The following is an 18,484-nucleotide window of genomic DNA, read 5'->3' on the forward strand; positions in this document are numbered from 1 at the left end:
AGTTAGTTAGCCAAATTTCCTCGTTCATCGCTTGCGCAGTACCGCAACGAGATGATCACGCGCCGTGAGCCATCCTGGCGCATGGCGATCGACTGCATGGCGCATCCGTGCGATGCCAAAACCGCCGCTCTTCCTAGCGGCGAGATAGGCAACATTTTTAACGACGTCCTTCACCTTTTGCACCGGCTTGGCGCGGCCGTGACTCAGCGTTCGGAATTCAAGTAGCTCATACCCGACTTCGCGACACACGTACTCCAGGCTTTTCTTGGAGAAGAATGAGCAGTGCTCCGGCAGCGAACAATACCAGTAGAGACTTCCCATGGTGCGCCATTGCCAAGCGTCGTTGTTTCCGGTCAGAAGCAGGAGGACACCATTATCAGTCAGTCGCTTGCGCACCTCGCGGAAGAAAGGCATCGGCTCGTTTAGGTGCTCAATCAGATCCATGGCAGTGATGGCGTCGAACGGTGGCGTGCTGGCTGGTAACTCACTGAGAGTTGGCGACAGAATAGTAACGCCTTTTGTTCTTGAGACGCGGCTTGCTGCCTCGCTTGGTTCGATCCCGAATCGCTGCCAATCCGCGCCGACATAGTCTAGAAAGCCGCCGTGAAAACACCCGATGTCCAGAATCCGTCTGCTACTGCCGATTCTCTCCAACAGCATGTCGCGCATCATGTCGAAACGTCGCTGTAGTGGATCGGGTGAAATCCACGCAGCGAACTCGGAGTCCGCCGCACGGTAGCAGGCTAGCAACTGTTCTTCCGGGACTGCGGGTGATTTGAACTGAAATCCGCACTCGTCGCATGCGACAAGGTGGAATGCTTGGTCGTCGATATTAATGCGAACACCAGCGACCGTTGCAGGGCGAAGATGCAGGATTTCGCCGAGATTACGCCCTTGGGGATTACCGCACAACGCGCATGGGCGAAACCGTGTCTCTTGCGCCAATGTGTTCCTCGTCGAATCGCGTTGGGGAATCGACATCATCAGGCAGGAGCGTAAAGCGGCCTTCTACCAACGTCAACAATTCGGCACGTCATACAGCGGACGTCGCGCGATTGAAGAACGCTCGCGTATCAACACCAGTCAACGTCCAGTTGCCTTTCATGTTACAATAAGCGATAGGACCGATTGGCACGATCTCGCTTAGGGTGAAGATGAACAACGCGCAAGAGCAACTGGATAATCTCATTGGGGCTCTCGCAAATCCGGCAACATGGCTGTTGGTTCTGCTAGGTCTAGTTGTGTGCGTTGTGCTGGGCTTCTCGCGTAGCGCCAAATGGGCGGTCGTTGCTGGGCTGCTCTTCATTTCGAACCTCGACACATCATCGTGGATCAAGAATCAGACTCTGGTTACCCCGCTCCCGCTGCTGTTGAGCTTCGCTCGGGCGCTGGCGTTCGGATCGCTGTTGCTATTGCTCGTGCCGACGTTGATGTCCGACCGGGGATGGCGACGTAGCTTTGTGCCGGCCGCGGCGGTTTTCTTCCTTTTGTGCGAGATGATGTTGACGTTGCGCATCGCCGCAGATGGGAACCACCAAAAGAGCACGCTGGGCTTCGTGCTCTTCCCACTCACGTTCATAATCTTGATCGTAGGGATCGGTCGGCACCTTCAGAGCGTGCGCGGCGCCGAACGTCTTATTACCGCCATCACCGCCGGTGGCGCAATGGTCTTGCTGGCAACCGTGATCCAGGTACTGGTCAATTCCCAAGCCGTTGTTCACCGCGGCCGCTTGGCTGGGCTGACGAGCAGCCCTAACCATTCGGCCGTGATCTTCGCATTGTTGTTGATCCCGACTGCGCACTTGATCACGCGGCAAGGCGTGGGGCTCAAATATCGCTTGAGCATGATCGGCATCGGTGGACTGGCATCGGCCATGCTGCTTTGGACCGGCTCGCGAACCGGCGCGTTGATGGCGGCGGTCGGTCTTGTGATGTACTTCCGGCATCGCATCGACAAGCTGTTCATCGTTGCGGCGGCGGTCGGAATCAGTCTATTTGCCGCTATGCAGGTCTTTTCCGACAGCTCGGAATCCGCCGAGCGCATGCTGGACACCAGCGACACCCGCTCGCACGTCTGGCAGGCGATGTTCCGCAACTTCGCCTCCAATCCGTTTTTTGGAGTGGGTGAGCAAACTCGCTATTCCGAAAACTCGTTCCTGCTCGTGGCATCACAGGCGGGTCTGTTAGCGCTCGTTCCGCTAATCATCTTCGTCTTCTTGATGGTCTACTCCGTCATCCGGATGCTTAGGCTTCGCGCTTTTATGGATCGCGACTTGCGCGCTACCAGTGATTTCGTGCTAGCGTCCGTTTGCGCGTTGGGGGCGGGTGCATGCTTTGAAGGCTACTTTACGGCATTCTTTAGCTTTCCGTTGTATTACCTCTACCTGCAGTTCCCGCTCTTGGCGTTCGTGATCGACGCGGCGCAGGCGCGCGCGACCTCCAATGATGTGGGCTTCGATCAGCCCTTCGAATTGGCACAACAGCTTGAATATCCCTGGGTCGACAACGCGATTCCCCGATGAAGCCAAGGGACGGCCGCGATATCCGCGTTTGAAAGCTGTCATCCAGTGGAACGGTTGAAGGTCACACGACGCAACTCCGCATACCGCCCCACCCAGCGATTGGCGATCTCCTGCCAGTCGAACCGATCGCGGACGAAACCCGCCGCCTTGGCGGCAGCGGCGTTGCGGAGGCTGGCGTCCTGCAGCCAGCGTTGCAGTTCGGCGGCCAGGGCGTCGGTTTGCATCGGGACGACGCCGCCGACGGCGGCGGATTGGATTTCCTGCCAGATGTTGACCTGATCGGAGATGACGACCGGCGTGCCGGCGGCGAGGGCCTCGACGACGGCGATGCCGAAGTTCTCCTGATAGCTGGGGAGGCAGAAGAGGTCGGCGTCGGCGAAGGCGGCGACGCGGTCGCGGCCGTAGAGCATGCCGGTCCAGATCACGCGGTCCTCGATGCCGAGGCGCACGATCTCGCTGCGCAGCGTAAGGCCGTAGCCGTCGTGGTCGGGGCCGGCCAGCACCAGCACCGCGTCCTTCACGTTCGCCTGCGCAAAGGCGGGGATCAGCAGGTCCAGCCCCTTCTTATGATGAATGCGGCTGAGGAACAGGACCATCCGCTTCCCATCGAGTTGCGGGTAGCGCGAGCGGAACGCGCCCGGCGGCGGCAGTTCCTCGAATTCCGATAGCGAGACGCCGTTGGGCTCGATGATCGGCGGCGCGCCGAGGGCCAGGGGCGCGGTCAGTTCCGCCTCGGTCTGGCTGGTGAAGTGGATGGCGGTGGCGCGCTGGAGGTTCTGGCGCAGGCGCCAGGCCATGTAGATCTTTTTCTTCAAGCGGCTCTGGCGAAGGCTCCAAGGGTCGAGCATGCCGCAGGGGCGGATGAGGTAGGGCTTGCCGTGCCGCTGGGCGGCGCGGGCGGCCTGGTGTTGGACTTCCTCCCAGAGCGCGTGGATGTGCACGATGTCGGCGGCGGCGACGAGGCGGTCCATGGTCGCGTGCATGCGCGGGTGTTGCTGCAGGCGGCCGAACGTGGGGCCGACGAGCGTAACGTCGATGCCGGCCTCGCGCAGTTGTTCGGCCAGCACGGGGTGGGTGCGGCCCGTCCAACTGGAGACGACGGAGACCTTCAGGCCCGCCTTCACCTGGGCCCGCGTGAGCCCGGCCAGCGCGGCCGGCGGGCCGCCACCGGCGAGGTCGAGGGTCGAGATGACGTGCAGCACGTGGGTGGACGGCGCGGCCGCGTTCGACGCATCGGCCGGTTGCTGGGCAGCGGCGCGGGAGACGGGATCGGGATGGGTCGCGGGCGACGGTCGCACGGGCAACGGCACGGCTGAGGCATTGTCCGCAACGGCGCGGGCGGCTTGAGATTGGGGGGCGATCGGCCGCGCCTCGCGTGCCAGCGGCATCAGCTGATCGCGCCAGAGGGCGGCGATGTGGCGCCAGTCGTACTGCTGCGTGGCCCACTGGCGGGCGCGCTCGCCGGTCTGCTGGCGAAGCGCGGGATCGCCCATCCACTTGTTGATCGCGCTGGTGACGGCGTTCACCTGCGTCGAGACCACCGCGCCCACCTGGGCGGCGGCGATCTCGGGGTGGATGTTCACCTGATCGGAGATGACGACCGGCGTGCCGGCGGCCAGCGATTCGATGACGGCGATGCCGAAGTTCTCCTGATAGCTGGGCAGCACGAACAGGTCGGCTGCGGCCAAGGCGGCGATGCGGTCGCGGCCGTAGAGCATGCCGGTGAAGATGACGGAGCCTTCGATGCCCTGATCGCGGACCATCCGCTTCACCTCGGCCAGATATCCCTCGGCGGCCGGGCCGGCGATGACCAGCACGGTGTTGGACAGCTTCGCGGCAGCGAAGGCGGGGATCAGCAGGTCCAGCCCCTTCTTCGGGTGCAGGCGACTCAGGAACAGCACGATGTCACGCCCGGCGATCTCGGGAAACGAGTCGCGGAACTGCGCCGGCGGGGGAAGTTCTTGGAATTCGCTGAGGTCCAAACCGTTGGCGATCACGGCTGCGGGCGATGCGAGGTCCAGCTGGCTGACCAGATCGCGCTCGGTCTCGCTGCAGTAATGCAGCAGGGCCGCGCCATCCAGGTTGCGCCGCAGGCGCAGCATCATGTAGAGCTTCTTCTTCAGCCACCGCTGTCGCAGGCTCCAGGGGTCGAGCATCCCGTGCGGCGCGACCACGTACGGCACGCCCATGCGCCGGCAGATGCGGGCGGCCTGATGTTGGATTTCCTCCCAGAGCGTGTGGATGTGGACGACGTCCGCCTGCCTGATCGCGCCCTCAAGGATGCGCTTCAGGTCGGGATGGCGGTTGAGCTTACCGGTCGCGGGCCCGATCAGCGTCACCTGCACGTTGTGTCGGCGCAGCTCGCTGACCATGTCCAGGTTGTGATCGGCCGCATAGGTTGAGCAGACGTGCACCGACAGGCCGGCCGCCGCCTCGGCCTGTGCCAGACCGCCTAACGCGACGGGCGGGCCGCCACTGCGTCGGTCGATCGAGGGGATGACGTGCAATACCCGCAGGCCGCGCGGGGGCGCGACCGACGGGGCAGAAGAAGCTAGGGTGGCAACGGTCACGGGTTATTGATGGATGGCCTGGCCCTGATGATTCTGCTGGCTCGCGTGCGGCTCGGACGCTACGAGATGGCCCGAGGCGAGCTTGCGTTCCGTGATGTCCTGGGCCACGCCCACGATTCGGTCGGTCGCGCCGGCGTCGCCGTACAAGATGCGCCCGCGGGTGTTGATCCAGCGGACGGTGCCATCGGGGCGCACGATGCGGTGTTCGATCTCGTAATCGGTGCCCTCGTCGACCGTCCGCGTGACGGCTCGACTGACGAAGTCGCGGTCCTCGGGATGCACGTAGCCGTAGAACCCCTCGTAGGTCTGCGAGAACTGGCCGGGCGCGCGGCCGAAGATTTCCTCCAGGCTGGGCGACCACCAGAAGTCGCCGCGCCGCAGGTTCGCGTCCCACACGCCCATCTTGGTGGCCTGCAGCGCGACCGATAGCCTTTGTTCACTTTCCCGAAGCGACCGCTCGGCGCGCTCGCGCGAGACCTGAAGGCAGATCAACAGCGTCGCGACCAGGACGAACACGATCAGGCGGGTCATGTCTTCGACGTTCAGGATCGAGATCGAATTGGCCGGCGTCAGCACAAAGTAAGCCCCGGCAAGCACGGACAATGCGATCGCGAACAGCCCCTGCTTGGCCCCGCCGTAAAATGCGGAGATCGCCACCGCGGCCAAGAAGAGCATGAATGCGCCGCGCTGCTGCAGCGTGGGACTGAACAGGCAGATGGCCAGCGCCAGCCCAACCGTCGCGATGACGACGCCGAATCGGCGGATATCAGCCGGATCAATTCTCATCGACGGTCTCCGATACAACCCCTTCCATCGCCTTACGTGCGTCCCGCGAACGTTGCTTGATCAACATTGATCTTAAACGCATCAAAGGAAAGTTGCGACAACGCGGTCACGCCTATCGGCCGGTCCAGATTTGACACTTTTGACGCATCCCCCTTAAAACTTGCGCCGCGTAGTCGTTGGCGTCATCTTCCGCCAAACCAATGTTGATCTTAATCAGCTAATGGACCGGAGAGGCGCCTCACTGGACGATATCAACGTTAGGAAGGGACGCGTATGACTCAAGGCGATGCACGTCCCGCGAGGTGGCCTTACTCGCCCGGCGTTTACCTGGGGCGCCTGCTCTGGCGCATCGTCTGGGCAAGCGTCTGGAAGATCAGCTGGAAACGGTTCCGCGTCCTGCGGTCGACCCTATTGAGGTGGTTTGGGGCCTCGGGGTTCCGCAGAGTGGAGGTGCATGGGTCCACATGGGTTGAGATGCCGTGGAATCTGACCATGGGCGAAGACGTTTCAGTTGGTCCGCGCGTCATCCTCTATAACCTTGGCCAGCTGACCATCGGGCAGCGCAGCGTGCTGTCGCAGGACGTATACGTCTGCGGCGGCACTCACGATTACACGAAGTCGTCGTATCCACTGATCCGCACGCCGATTACCATCGGTGACGACGTATGGATCGCCGCCGGGGCATTCATCGGCCCAGGAGTGACGATCGGCGACGGCGCGGTGGTTGGCGCTCGCGCGGTGGTCGTTCGCGACGTGCCGCCTTGGACCGTAGTGGCGGGCAACCCGGCGAAGGTAATCAAAGATCGTCCGTTCTCCCGTGGCGGCGAGACGGCCGGCGTGCAACGCGAGTCAGACGTGCCCCCCGCCGCAGCGAAACAGGATTAAGTTCATGCCCCCCACCGTCCCAGCCACCCAACGCGCCGCCGTTGCGATCATGATCCTCACCAAGAATGAGGCAATCAATCTCCCCTATACGCTCGCGAGCGTGGCGGGTTGGGTGGATGACGTGTTCGTGCTCGACTCCGGGTCGACCGATGCCACACGCGAGGTAGCGGAGAAGTTCGGCGCGACGTTCGTTCCGCACGCGTGGGAAGGTTACGCGAAGCAGAAGAACTGGGGGTTGGACAACCTGCCGTTCCGGTCGCCGTGGATCTTCATCTTGGATGCCGATGAGGTGGTGACACCCGAGTTGCGAGAGGAACTGATCGGCGTGACGAACTTGCCGACGACAGAGGAGACGGGCTACTTCGTCAATCGCTACTTCATCTTCCTTGAAAAGCGAATCCGCCACTGCGGCTACTATCCCAGTTGGAACCTGCGGCTGTTTCGTCGTGGCAAGGCTCGTTACGAGGAGCGGGCGGTACACGAGCACATGGTGGTCGATGGCAGGGTCGGCTACCTGAAGCACGACATGGAGCACTACGACCGTCGGGGGCTTGAGGATTACATTGCGAAGCACAATCGCTACAGCACGTTGGAAGCCGAGGAGATGTACCGATTGGAACGCGGCGTTTCCGATGGTTCCGTAACGGCCACGCCGTGGGGCGACGCGATCCAGCGCAGGCGTTGGCTGAAGACGCGCGTCTGGCCGCGCCTGCCCGCCAAGTGGCTGGCCCGGTTCGTGTACATGTACCTGTACCGGCTCGGCATCCGCGACGGGGTCGTCGGCTTCCACTTCTGCCTGTTCCTGGCCAGCTACGAACACCAGATCACGATGAAGCTAAAGGCCCTGCGCATGGCGGGTCAGGGCGCATCGTCCGACAACGCGGGGCAATTGCCCTCGCCTGATGCATCCGTAAAGTAGTGCGAGCCGACTATCCCTTAACCCGAGAATTCTGTGCCCTCCATTCCTGATCATGCTTTTCGTGGAACGCGATCCTTAGTCACCGGCGGGGCTGGATTTATCGGGTCGCACTTGGCGACGGCGCTGGTGCGTCACGGCGCGAACGTCACCGTCGTCGACGACCTCTCCGGCACGTTTGGGTCTTGGGCGAACCTGGACAACGTGAACGTGAACCGCATCACGGCGTCCATCGCCGATGCTGACGCGGTGGCGCGGGCGGCGGAGGGGTGTGATTACGTGTTTCACCTGGCGGCGCTGGGGAGCGTGCCGGGGAGCGTGGCGGAGCCGCGGCGGTATCAGGAGGTGAACGTCGGGGGCACGCTGAACGTGCTGGAGGCGGCAAGGCAGGCGGGCGTGAAGCGGGTGATGTTCGCGGCCAGCAGCGCGGCGTACGGGGATAGTGAGGTGCTGCCGAAGGTGGAGACGATGCCCGTGCTGCCCAAGAGCCCCTACGCGGCCAACAAGGTCGCGGGCGAGGCGCTGTTGCGGGCGTACGCGGGCAGTTATGGGCTGGATACGGTCTCGCTGCGCTACTTCAACATCTTCGGGCCGGGGCAGAATGCGAACAGCGCTTATGCGGCCGTCATCGCGGCGTTTGCGAAGGCGATTCTCGCGGGGCAGCCGCCGGTGATCTTTGGAGATGGGGAGCAGTCGCGCGACTTCACGTATGTCGCCAACGCCGTGCATGCGAACCTGCTGGCGGCCCGATCGGAGACGCCGTTGAACGGGGCCGTGCTGAACGTCGCGACGGGCGTGCGGATTAACGTCAACCAACTGGCGGCCGAGATGCTGAAGCTGCTTGGGCGAACCGATCTAAAGGTCGTCCACAAGCCCGAACGGGCGGGCGACGTGAAGCATTCGCTGGCGGATCTTTCGGTGACGAAGGCGGCGCTGGGGTATGAGCCGATCGTCGATTTCTCGACCGGGCTGGCGGAGACGGTGAAGTGGTATCGGGGAGCGATGTAAAATCCCAAGCCCCAATGCCAAACAAAGTCCCAAGAACCAAATCCCAATCGGAAGTGGTTCGGCTCTTTGTCTGACTCTGTGCTCTCTGTGGCCTCTGTGGTTTAACTCCTTCTCTTGCCGCCCTGTTCGCCCGTCAAGGCTTCGCTAACCCGCGGCGGTTTGGGTAAGCGGAAACGCGAATTCGTGCACCATTTTGCACCATTGTGCACCATCGGGTGCGCGAGACGCGGGTGGCGATGTCCGCGGCGTTGGCTATTCGGTTGTCAAAGAACACGCTATCCATTTCTACGCTGGCGCTGCGCGATTGACGTGGTGATGGCGCAACGACCTGAGTTTTTCTTCGCGTCTTCCTTCGCGCCTTCGCGTCTTCGCGTCTCTTGCTCTCCCCGATCGCGGCTAGCGCCGCGGGGCAGACAAGAATGTCCGTCCCCACTGAATGAGCAAGACAGAATAGAGACAGACAAGAATGTCCGTCCCACCAAGAAGGGCAAAGACAATAAGAGACACAGGCAAGAATGCCTGTGCCACAGAAGACAGAGACAGAAGACGGGGGGAGAGAAATACGGGGGGAGAGACAGGCAGGAATGCCTGTCCTACAGAAGAGGATGACGGCGAAGTCGGCGTCGAACGGGTGGCAGCGGGTTAGTAGCGGACTAGTCGCTGGTCGCGGCGCTGGCTTTCATGGGGCGGTCGTCGTCGATGTCGTAGGGGCTGTCGGCGTTGTCGCCTTGCACCTCGATACGTTCGATCGAGATTGCCCGGCCCGTCGTTTCGTCGATCTCGGCGATCGCGCCGCACAGGCGCACGTCGGCGGTGGCCACGTCGAAGCTGTGGGGCATGCTCGTGGTCATGTGCTTCACCACGCGGTCCTTGCGCCGGCCCAGCACGCTGTCGTAGGGGCCGCACATGCCTAAATCGCTGATGTAGGCGCTGCCGTTGGGCAGGATTTTCGCGTCGGCGGTGGGAATGTGCGTGTGCGTGCCGAAGATGAAGCTGACGCGGCCGTCGAGCCAGTGGCCCATCGCCACCTTCTCGCTGCTGGCCTCGGCGTGCACGTCGGCAACGCACACCTTCACGTGCTTCGGCAGCCGTTCCAGCACGCGATTGGCCGCGGCGAAGGGATCGTCGCTCGGCAAGTTCATGTAGATGCGACCCAGCACCGCGAACACGCAGACCGGCACGCCGCTGTTGGTGGTGACGATGGTCGACCCCCGGCCCGCGGCGTCGGCGGCGAGATTGGCGGGGCGCACGATGCGCTCGGAGGTCGTCAGCGTCGGCACGATGTCGAGCTTGCGGTAAACGTGGTCGCCAAGGGTGACGACGTCCACGCCGTAGCTGCGCAGCTTGTGGAACAAGTTCTGGGTAATACCCGACCCGCCGGCCATGTTTTCACCGTTGGCGACCACGAGGTCGATCTTGCGCTCGCGCACGATCGCCGGCAGCTTCGCATGCACAACCTGCCGGCCTGGCCTGCCGACGATGTCCCCCAACGCTAAGATTCGTACGGGCATAAGTCGCGGAGTATAGCGGTTTTGGCGCTTCGCAGACAGGTGGCCGGGCGGCCAAGTGACGCGAGGCGGGAGAATGGGAAGATCCCGATTGCGTTTCGACGGGCAGGTGGGGTAGTGATGGAGGTGACAGAGCGATTCGGCAGGACGCCTGACGATGCGAGCATTACGGATCGCGGCGGCGGCGGCGGCGGCGGCGGCGCGCGCAAGTTGTCATCCCGATGGGAGCTTTGGCGACCTGACCCATCTCCCAAGGCCGCGAACCGTCCGTGGTTCGAGATCCCTCAGGTCGCCTTAGGCTCCCATCGGGATGACAACTTGCGCGCGAGGCGACAGAGTTTTGTCCGCTAGCCTTTAGGCTCCGCTGGGGGAGACAACTGGCGTAGGCGCGCGCTCCGGGCCGTAGCAGCGAATGGCCTGTTCGTCATCCGGATTTGTCCAAGGCAACCGTCACCCAATCCTCTCCCGGCGCATTCCGGCGGGGAACAGCGCCCTACGCAGGCGTACAATAAGACAGAGGCACCACGATGAGCACCCACGTTAAATACCTTCTGATTGGTGGCGGCCCCGCGAGCAGCGCGGCGGCGGAGGCGATTCGGACGCATGATCGCGAGGGCGATTTGCTGCTAATCGGCCAAGAGATCAACCGGCCCTACCGGCGTGGGCCGCTGGCGGGTGGGTACCTCGCGGGCACGGTGCGGCGAGAGGATTTGTTCACCCAGCCGGCGGGGTGGTTCGCGGAGCATGGGGTGCAGCTGCGCACTGGACGGCAGGCGACGCACCTCGATCCGGCCCGGGCAACGGTCATGCTGGATGATGGTCGCGACGTGTCCTACGACAAGTTGCTGATCGCCACGGGGGCGGCGGCGGTGCGGATCAGTGTGCCGGGCAGCGAGCTGCCGGGGCTTTACTATCTTCGTACGTTGGAAGACGCCAATCGGCTGCACACCGCGATCGAGAAGGCCAAGGCCGATGGTCGGCCGCACGAGCGCGGGCGTGGCCGGGCGCTGGTGATCGGGGCCGGGCTTCAAGGGGCGGAACTGGCGGCCACGCTGACGACACTCGGGATCGCGGTGACGCTGACGACCGCCCTGCCGCATGCCTGGGGACGATTTGCGGGCGATGCGACGGCGGCTTACGTGACGCGCGTGCTGGAGGCCCACGGGGTCGCGGTGCGGGCGGGGCTGTCGTTGGCGCGATTGGCCGGCGATGGTCGCGTTCAACGGGCGGTGTTTGCGGATGACTCGACGGTCGATTGTGATTTCGTCGTGGTCGCGATGGGCGTGACGCCCGTAAAGCAGTTGTTGCGCGGCACGAGCATCTCCGCCGAGCGAGCGATCCTTGTCGACGAGGCCGGCCGCACGAACGTGCCGGGAATCTTCGCCGCCGGCGATTGCTGCGCGTTTTACGATCCGCTGTTCGGCAAGCATCGGCTGAGCGACCACTGGGATAGCGCCCCGGTCACCGGCGCCATCGCGGGCCGGAACATGGCCGGTGAGGACGTGCGGTTCGACGGCGTCAGCACGTTCGCGTCGCGCGTGTTCGATATTGCGTTAACGGGTTACGGCGAACCGCGGTTCGTGGACCGCCGGATCGTGCGTGGTCAGCCTGGGGCGGCCGGTGGGTTCATCGAGATCGGCATCGCCACCGACGGGCGGGTGTGCCAGGTGCTATGCGTGGACTGCGAGGAACCGGCCGCCGCGGAACTGGTGCGGCATCGGGTGAACGTGAATGGGCGGGAAGAATCGCTGAAGGATCCCCATCAGCCGCTGGCCGGCTTCGTCGGCTGAGGTGGATGGGGCCCCTCTTCACGTGGCATGGGCGTCTCGCCCATGCGTGTGAACAGAACAGATGATTTTGTTTCTACCAGTCTGCTTCGACCGCGCAGCAGCAACAGATCAAATTTCTTGGCCTAACCACGTGCATGGGCGAGACGCCCATGCCACGGCCGGAGTTGCCGGCCTCGCGCTGCATCCTCAAGGAAACTTGAGGCTGGCGGACAATACTCCTCACGGCCACTAATCCAACCTGTCATCCCGAGCGGAGCCGAAGGCGACGGGAGGGATCTTGACTGGCCGGGAATCGCTTGACCGATCGAGATTCCTCAGGTCGCCTAGGCTCCCATCGGGATGACACGGGTAAATGGCCACGCGAAGGGTTCTGTCCGCTAGTCTTTTGGCCAACAAAAAACCCGCGTGGGCCTTCGCAAGGTGAAAGTTCACGCGAAGACCCACGCGGGCCAAGTGACATCGGTTGAATCGCGGGCCAGCTTAAACGCAACCCGCGCGCGTTCATCATCGAACGCTCGCCGTGACGGCCGTTAGGCGCTCGCGTGCGTCTTCTGGAAGCCGGCGTCGACGTTGTCGTCGATCTCGGCCTCGGCGCGGCAGCCGACAATGGCGGTCGTCAGGAACAGACCCAGGAAGGCAATGCTCAGCATCTTCAACATAACGTTCTCCTGCTTCATGGCGACTATCCGCCATGAGTATGTGCAGGACCAATCACAAACGCGGTGCCAAGCGACCACGGCCGTATTTATGGACGGAAATTGATGAGACGGTGTGAGGCTGCCGCTAAAATGTCGTAGCGATTGCGTGTGCGGCGTGTGAAATGTCGGGGTGATTGGCCGAACGACGTGCCGGGTGTGTGGTCCGATCCCCTCTCCCGGTACTCCGGGGGAGGGTTAAGGTGGGGGCGTGAGAGCGTATCCGCCCAGTACGGGCCCCCTCCCTAGCCCTCCCCCGGAGTACCGGGAGAGGGGACCAGAGCGCAAGCCCGGTGAGGCTATTACGCAGGCCGGGGTGCCGTGGATTGTTCTTCGTCCAACAGGTGCGGAGCGCGGTCGGTGTCGCGCTTCAGGTAGATCGATCCCCACGCCCAGAAGATGCCACTGAGCAGGATCGTCAGCGAGACGACCACGAACCCGACCTTGAAGCTCCAGTGGTCCTTCACCCACCCAATGATCGGCGGGCTGATCGCGTCGCCGAACGCGTGGATGATGAAGATGTTCATCGCGAACGCCGTCGCGCGGATCGAGGGGTGCGTCACGTTCGCCAAGGCCGTGTTGCTCGGGCCGGTGTTGAAGAACAGGCAGAAGACCGCGGCCGCGAGGATGCCCCAGGCGTAGGGGAAGTCGACGACGAGCATCAACAGCAAGAGCGGGAAGCCCAGCAGCATGCCCGCGGCCGACACGATGAAGTAGGCCCCGCCCCACCCGCGCTCGCGCAGCTTGTCGCCGGCGATGCCACCCAGGATGGTCGCGAACAATCCCGACACGACGACGATGCCGCCGAACGTGGGCGTGGCGACGCTTTCGCTCAGGCCGCGCTCGGTCTTGAGGTAGGTGGGCATCCAGAACGAGATGCCGCCCATGGCAAACGTGAACGACGTCATTGCAAGGCAGTTCAGCACGTACGACGGCGTGCGGACGAGCGTCACGTAATCGGACAGCGTCGCCTTGCGATGCGGCGTCGCCGAATCGCTCAGGCCGCGCGGTGGTTCCTTCATCCGCAGACACCAGATGCCCAGCAGAATGCCCGGCGGCAGCGTCAGCAAAAACGCCCAGTGCCAGTTCCCGCGCGACGCAAACAGGCCGCCCAGCACGAACCCCAGCGCGCTGCCCACCGGAATGGCCGCGTAAAACCACGCCATGATCCGCCCGCGGATCGCCACCGGGTACAAATCGGCCAGCAGCGTCGGCGCCACCGGGCCGTACGCCCCTTCGCCCACGCCGATCAGGCATCGCATGACCAGCAAGAACAGGTATCCCAGTGACAGTCCGGTCACCACCGCGATCTGATCGAATAGCGCGTAGCCCTCCAGCCGCACCCCCGCGAAGTGGGCCAGCCCCGAAGCGCCGCTGGCAAGGCTCCACAGGATGACGCCCACGCCGATCAGCGCCCATCGCGGAAACCGGTCGGCCATCCACCCGAAGATCGGCGAGGTAACCATGTACGACAACAGGAACGCCGTCGACAGCCACCCCATTGCCGTGTAGCTGACCCCGAACTCCTCGCGCACCGGCTCGGCGACGGCGGCGAGGATGTAGCGATCGATGTAATTGAAGAGGTTGATGACCAGCAGCAGGATGAGCGCCTGCCGCGCGCCGGGCGCCGGCGCGACGCGTTCGTTGGGGTCGATCGGAAGTTCGGCCGACGATGCGGTGGCTGGTGTCATCCGGCGGCGATCATGGCCTGCTCAGTTCGCGATTGCAAACGCGGTGGGAATGGGCAGGTGACAGACGGGCGATTCGGAAGAACGGCCTATCGATCGAAGACGGCATCTCAGCTGCGCCCGCGCATCTGTCATCCCTAGGGGAGCTTAAAGGCGGGCGGACAGACTCTGTCGCCTCAAGCGCACGTGTCATCCCGATGGGAGCCGAAGGCGACCTGAGGGATCTCGAACCACGGACGGTTCGCGGCCTTGGGAGATCCCTCAGGTCGCCAGGGCTCCCATCGGGATGACACGTGCAGTAGCGCCACGTTCACTGTCCCCCACTCCGCACTCCGCACTCCGCAATCCGCAATCCGCGCACAAAACGACCCCCGGCTCTTTCGAGTCGGGGGTCGCGCGTTGGGACCTATGAGATCCGCATTGGAGGCTGCATTCCCGGGGCGCTGTCGCGCGGCGAACCGCGCTTTAGTCCCGGACGAGCCTCATATAACTAGGCCCTGCTACCCTTGCAGCAGGCGCAGGGCGGCCTGAGGGGCCGAGTTGGCCTGACTGAGCACCGTGCTCGCAGCCTGCGACAGGATCTGCGCACGCGTCATCTCGGCGGTCTCGGCGGCGAAGTCCGTGTCGCGGATCGCGCTCTCGGCGGCGCTGGCGTTCTCGAACGCGACGCCCAAGCTGTTGATCGTCGAGCCGATCGTGAACTTCTGGAACGCGCCCAGTCGTCCGCGGATGCCCGAGACCTGTTTGATCGAGCGGTCCAAGATCTTCTGGGCCGTCGTCAGGTTGTCGCTGGTCAGGCTGTTGGTTCCGCCCGAGCCGATGCTCGAGAGGAAGCCCAGCGTCGTGTCGCCGAGCGACCCGGTGCTGACCGACGCGATGCCGATGCTCGCCTTGTCGGTTTCGGTCACCTTCGAGCCGAGCGCGAACGTGGCGCCACCACCGATGATGCCGAACGTCTTCGTCTGGTTGTTGATGTTGACCGTCTTGGCCAGGTCGAACTCGATGTCGACGTTGCTGGAACGGTACTGGACGCGCAGGCCGTCGGTCTGGGCGGTCGACCCGTTGACGGTGACGTTGGCGTCGACGCCGTAGTCCTTCGTGCTGGTGAGCGCGAAGGTGCCGGTGAGGGCCTTCAAGCCGACGAACTGCGACGAGCCGAAGGTCGTGCTGTTCACCTGCAGGCTGCCACCGACGATCGCCGCCGACACGCCGGTCGCCGTCTTCACACCGTTGATCGCGGTCGCGATGGACGACACGGTGGTGCCGCTGGCGAACGAGAGCTGTTCGGTGCCGTTGTTGCCCGAGATCTCGAGCGTGACGGTGTCACCGCTGACCGAGCCACCACTGTAGGTGATCGTGCCGGTCTGGGCGCTGGTGACGACCTGCACGACCACCGACACGTTGGCCCCGTCGGGGATGCGGGTCGAGTTGACCTGCAGGTTCTGCACCGCGCTGGTGCCGACGCTGCTGGTCGTGTAGTCGTAGTTGCCGTTCAGCAGCTTCGTGCCCTGGAAGGCCGTGCTCTGGGCGATGCGGTTGATCGTGCTCAGCACGCTGTCGACCTGCAGCTGGTTGGCGGCCAGTTCCTCGGTGCTCAGGCCACCGCTGTTGGCGCTTTGGTTCAGCAGGCCCTGAAGTTCGACCAGCAGGCTGCTGACCTCGTTCAAACCACCCTCGGCGGTGCCGATGATGTTGCTGGCCCGCTGGGCGTTGTCGATGGCGGTCGTGATGCCGACCTTCTCGGCACGCAGGTTTTCGCTGGCGATCAAACCGGCCGGGTTGTCGGCACCGGTGTTGATCTTCAGACCGGTGCTGAGACGTTGCAGGCTGGTGTTCAGCGTGCTGTTGTTCTTACCGAGGACCCGCTGCGAGATCAGCGAGCTGACGTTGGTGTTAATGCGGCTCATGTTGTCTCTCCGTGACTGTGATGAATCCTAAGTGTCGGGGCACGCGCCCCGGCCGAATGGCGCGATCGGTCCGATCGCGGCAAGCGGCGTCAAACGTTTCCCTTGAGCTATCGTTGTGTTGCCGGCACGACCAAGGGGTCGAATCGTGCCGGCCGATCGCTGGGAGGCCCTTCGCGGCGAAGAGTCATCCGTGTCTGTCGCGACCCGTACCTCCCAGGCGGGAGCATGTCATGCAGGAGCCGTTTAACGAGTGCACCTGCGTATCAGCCCGACCTCTCCTTTCCCATAAATCCCGGCCGTGGTTCAGACGGTTGCGTCCGAACTCGTGCCACGCGGAGATGTCATCGTCGGGCATGAAATATTCGCTTGTGGTTTTCGGCAGGCTCGGCAAATTCGCGCATTATCGGGCGAAAGCTGCGTGACCCTTGCGCGGTCGATTTGCGGTCTTCAGCCGCGGGAGCGGCGCATTATCGGACCCGCGCAGAGGTTGCGCACCGCGCCGCACACGTCCCGATTTTTGCGCCGCTTCGGTCCCACGCGAAGCTTCCCGGCATCGGTTCACCTTTTCGGGGGGAGCGGACGGCCCGCGAATGGGCACGAATCGACGCGAAGGAAGAGGAGCGGATATCACGATTTCTTATTCGTGTTACTTCGTGCCCATTCGTGGGCAGCTCTTCAATCCGGGAACTTGGCACCCCCCACCGCTCTCGTCCACCTGCTACAATTCCGCTTTACCGACCGCTGCGGAACCGATTCTCATGACTTCATCTCCCCCAATAATGCGTCTCGACCCCAAGCGAGTCTTGGCCGACCTGAAGGAACTGCGCACGCTCACCGGCGACGCCGACGGCGCGCAGCGCGTCGCGTTCACGCCGATGTGGGCCACCGCCCGGCAATGGCTGCGCGACAAGCTAGCGGCGTTGCCGGTCGACGTGAAACAGGACCCCGCGGGCAACCTGTGGGCGAAGCTGCGCGGGCAGTCGGACAAGGAACTGCTGATCGGCGGGCACATCGACTCCGTCCCCAACGGTGGCTGGCTCGACGGTTGCCTGAACACGCTGGCCGGCCTTGAAGTGCTGCGGCGGTTGGCCGAGTCGGAGACGCCGCCGGCGGTGACGGTGCGGCTGGTCGACTGGGCGGACGAGGAAGGCGCGCGCTTCGGCCGCAGCTTGTTCGGGTCGAGCGCCGCATCGGGCGCGCTGGTGCCGGATGACGTGCGCGATCTAACCGACAAGGCCGGCATTCGATTCGCCGACGCGGCGCGCGAGCATGGCGTCGAGATGCACATGGCCTTGGAAGCGCGCTTCGAACTGCAGAAGGCGGCCGCGTATCTGGAACTGCACATCGAGCAGGGCCCGGTGCTGGAAAGCCTGGGCCTGCCGCTGGGCGCGGTCGAAGGCACGTTTGGCGTCGAACGGCACGCGATCACCTTCACGGGCCAAGCCGCTCATAGTGGTTCGACGCCGATGGCCCACCGCCGCGATGCGCTGGCGGGCGTGTCGCGCCTGCACCTGGCGATCCGCGAGATCGCGGTGAAGCATGGCGGCGTCTGCACGGTGGGCAGCGTTACGACCAAGCCCGGCATCGTGACCGCCGTCGTCGGTGAAGCGACGATGACGCTCGACCAGCGGCACCTTCGCGCCGATGCCTTAGCCGCGATGTATCGCGAGGCCGTGGCGGCCAGTGAGATAATCGCCGCCGAAGAGAAGATCGACGTCAGTTGGAAGCCGATCTGGCAGATTCAGCCGTTCCCGTTTCACCCCGAGCTGATCGACCTGGCCGACCGCGCCATCACCGCCACCTGCGGCCAAAGCCACCGCCTGCCCAGCGGTCCGCTGCACGACGCCGCCGAGGTCTGCCGAGCCGGTGTGCCGACGGTGATGCTGTTCGTGCAGAGCCTGCACGGCATCAGTCACAACAAGATCGAAGATACGAAGGAAGAGCACATCGAGCAGTCGGTGGTGGCGCTGGATCGATTGGCGGACATGACGATGCGGTGGATCTTGGAGCGATGAGGTACGGCACTCCGACCGTGGCATGGGCGTCTCGCCCATGCTCGTGGATTGGAATGGAGATTTGATTGGTGGCAGTATCCTTCGACCGCGCAGTTGCCACAAATAAAGTCTTCTGACCTCATTACATGCATGGGCGAGACGCCCATGCCACGGTAAAGACGCAAAAAAAAGAAGGGCAGGCACGAAGGCCTGCC

Annotated in this window: 13 protein-coding genes; 6 read left to right on the top strand and 7 right to left on the bottom strand. The window is 63.7% G+C overall.

Annotated features, from left to right (window positions below; genetic code table 11):
- Nucleotides 1-24 precede the first annotated feature (24 nt).
- A complete protein-coding gene (locus VGN72_17025) occupies nucleotides 25-984 on the bottom strand; it encodes a class I SAM-dependent methyltransferase (protein HEV7301073.1) in 960 nt (319 codons plus the stop codon).
- Between the two features lie 170 nt (nucleotides 985-1,154).
- Between VGN72_17025 and VGN72_17030 the strand changes: the two genes are divergently transcribed.
- Nucleotides 1,155-2,522, top strand: a complete 1,368-nt coding sequence (locus tag VGN72_17030; protein ID HEV7301074.1) for an O-antigen ligase family protein — start codon at nucleotides 1,155-1,157, stop codon at nucleotides 2,520-2,522.
- 38 nt (nucleotides 2,523-2,560) lie between these two features.
- On the opposite strand, the gene VGN72_17035 is transcribed toward VGN72_17030, so the two are convergent.
- Together VGN72_17035 and VGN72_17040 are read right to left on the bottom strand one after the other, a co-directional pair.
- Complete coding sequence (locus VGN72_17035) at nucleotides 2,561-5,092, bottom strand: glycosyltransferase (protein HEV7301075.1); 2,532 nt, start codon at nucleotides 5,090-5,092, stop codon at nucleotides 2,561-2,563.
- Nucleotides 5,093-5,095: 3 nt separating this feature from the next.
- Entirely contained in the window at nucleotides 5,096-5,878 is a 783-nt protein-coding gene (locus tag VGN72_17040) for a PAS domain-containing protein (protein ID HEV7301076.1), read from the bottom strand.
- Between the two features lie 273 nt (nucleotides 5,879-6,151).
- On the opposite strand from VGN72_17040, the gene VGN72_17045 reads away from it, so the two are divergent.
- From VGN72_17045 to VGN72_17055, 3 genes are read left to right on the top strand one after another with little or no spacing between them, the layout of a single operon-like run.
- On the top strand, nucleotides 6,152-6,763 hold the full coding sequence (locus VGN72_17045) for a DapH/DapD/GlmU-related protein (GenBank protein ID HEV7301077.1): 612 nt from the start codon (nucleotides 6,152-6,154) through the stop codon (nucleotides 6,761-6,763).
- Nucleotides 6,764-6,767: 4 nt separating this feature from the next.
- Nucleotides 6,768-7,682: a glycosyltransferase family 2 protein gene (locus VGN72_17050; protein HEV7301078.1), complete on the top strand. Its 915-nt coding sequence runs from the start codon at nucleotides 6,768-6,770 to the stop codon at nucleotides 7,680-7,682.
- A gap of 33 nt (nucleotides 7,683-7,715) precedes the next feature.
- Nucleotides 7,716-8,687, top strand: a complete 972-nt coding sequence (locus VGN72_17055; GenBank protein ID HEV7301079.1) for an NAD-dependent epimerase/dehydratase family protein — start codon at nucleotides 7,716-7,718, stop codon at nucleotides 8,685-8,687.
- A gap of 653 nt (nucleotides 8,688-9,340) precedes the next feature.
- Here VGN72_17055 and VGN72_17060 read toward each other — a convergent pair.
- Nucleotides 9,341-10,198, bottom strand: a complete 858-nt coding sequence (locus tag VGN72_17060) for a TIGR00282 family metallophosphoesterase (protein ID HEV7301080.1) — start codon at nucleotides 10,196-10,198, stop codon at nucleotides 9,341-9,343.
- A 524-nt stretch (nucleotides 10,199-10,722) separates the two neighbouring features.
- Here VGN72_17060 and VGN72_17065 point away from each other — a divergent pair.
- The gene (locus VGN72_17065) at nucleotides 10,723-11,985 is read left to right on the top strand and encodes an FAD-dependent oxidoreductase (GenBank protein ID HEV7301081.1); all 1,263 of its coding nucleotides are present in this window, start codon (nucleotides 10,723-10,725) and stop codon (nucleotides 11,983-11,985) included.
- 530 nt (nucleotides 11,986-12,515) lie between these two features.
- Here the strand turns inward: VGN72_17065 and VGN72_17070 are convergent.
- The 3 genes from VGN72_17070 to VGN72_17080 form a co-directional block, all read right to left on the bottom strand.
- Nucleotides 12,516-12,644 (bottom strand): hypothetical protein, encoded by a 129-nt coding sequence (locus VGN72_17070; protein ID HEV7301082.1) that lies wholly within the window; start codon nucleotides 12,642-12,644, stop codon nucleotides 12,516-12,518.
- A gap of 338 nt (nucleotides 12,645-12,982) precedes the next feature.
- Nucleotides 12,983-14,371, bottom strand: a complete 1,389-nt coding sequence (locus VGN72_17075) for an MFS transporter (protein HEV7301083.1) — start codon at nucleotides 14,369-14,371, stop codon at nucleotides 12,983-12,985.
- A 497-nt stretch (nucleotides 14,372-14,868) separates the two neighbouring features.
- Nucleotides 14,869-16,275: a flagellin gene (locus tag VGN72_17080; protein HEV7301084.1), complete on the bottom strand. Its 1,407-nt coding sequence runs from the start codon at nucleotides 16,273-16,275 to the stop codon at nucleotides 14,869-14,871.
- A gap of 779 nt (nucleotides 16,276-17,054) precedes the next feature.
- On the opposite strand from VGN72_17080, the gene VGN72_17085 reads away from it, so the two are divergent.
- A complete protein-coding gene (locus VGN72_17085; GenBank protein ID HEV7301085.1) occupies nucleotides 17,055-18,290 on the top strand; it encodes a Zn-dependent hydrolase in 1,236 nt (411 codons plus the stop codon).
- Nucleotides 18,291-18,484 lie beyond the last annotated feature (194 nt).

It is taken from the genome of Tepidisphaeraceae bacterium (assembly GCA_035998445.1).
Classification (GTDB): Bacteria; Planctomycetota; Phycisphaerae; order Tepidisphaerales; family Tepidisphaeraceae; genus DASYHQ01.

Coding starts and splice junctions, on each gene's coding strand:
- VGN72_17025 (HEV7301073.1), bottom strand. CDS start 984: ATGATGTCGATTCCCCAACGCGATTCGACGAGGAACACATTGGCGCAA.
- VGN72_17030 (HEV7301074.1), top strand. CDS start 1,155: ATGAACAACGCGCAAGAGCAACTGGATAATCTCATTGGGGCTCTCGCA.
- VGN72_17040 (HEV7301076.1), bottom strand. CDS start 5,878: ATGAGAATTGATCCGGCTGATATCCGCCGATTCGGCGTCGTCATCGCG.
- VGN72_17045 (HEV7301077.1), top strand. CDS start 6,152: ATGACTCAAGGCGATGCACGTCCCGCGAGGTGGCCTTACTCGCCCGGC.
- VGN72_17050 (HEV7301078.1), top strand. CDS start 6,768: ATGCCCCCCACCGTCCCAGCCACCCAACGCGCCGCCGTTGCGATCATG.
- VGN72_17060 (HEV7301080.1), bottom strand. CDS start 10,198: ATGCCCGTACGAATCTTAGCGTTGGGGGACATCGTCGGCAGGCCAGGC.
- VGN72_17065 (HEV7301081.1), top strand. CDS start 10,723: ATGAGCACCCACGTTAAATACCTTCTGATTGGTGGCGGCCCCGCGAGC.
- VGN72_17070 (HEV7301082.1), bottom strand. CDS start 12,644: ATGTTGAAGATGCTGAGCATTGCCTTCCTGGGTCTGTTCCTGACGACC.
- VGN72_17075 (HEV7301083.1), bottom strand. CDS start 14,371: ATGACACCAGCCACCGCATCGTCGGCCGAACTTCCGATCGACCCCAAC.
- VGN72_17080 (HEV7301084.1), bottom strand. CDS start 16,275: ATGAGCCGCATTAACACCAACGTCAGCTCGCTGATCTCGCAGCGGGTC.
- VGN72_17085 (HEV7301085.1), top strand. CDS start 17,055: ATGCGTCTCGACCCCAAGCGAGTCTTGGCCGACCTGAAGGAACTGCGC.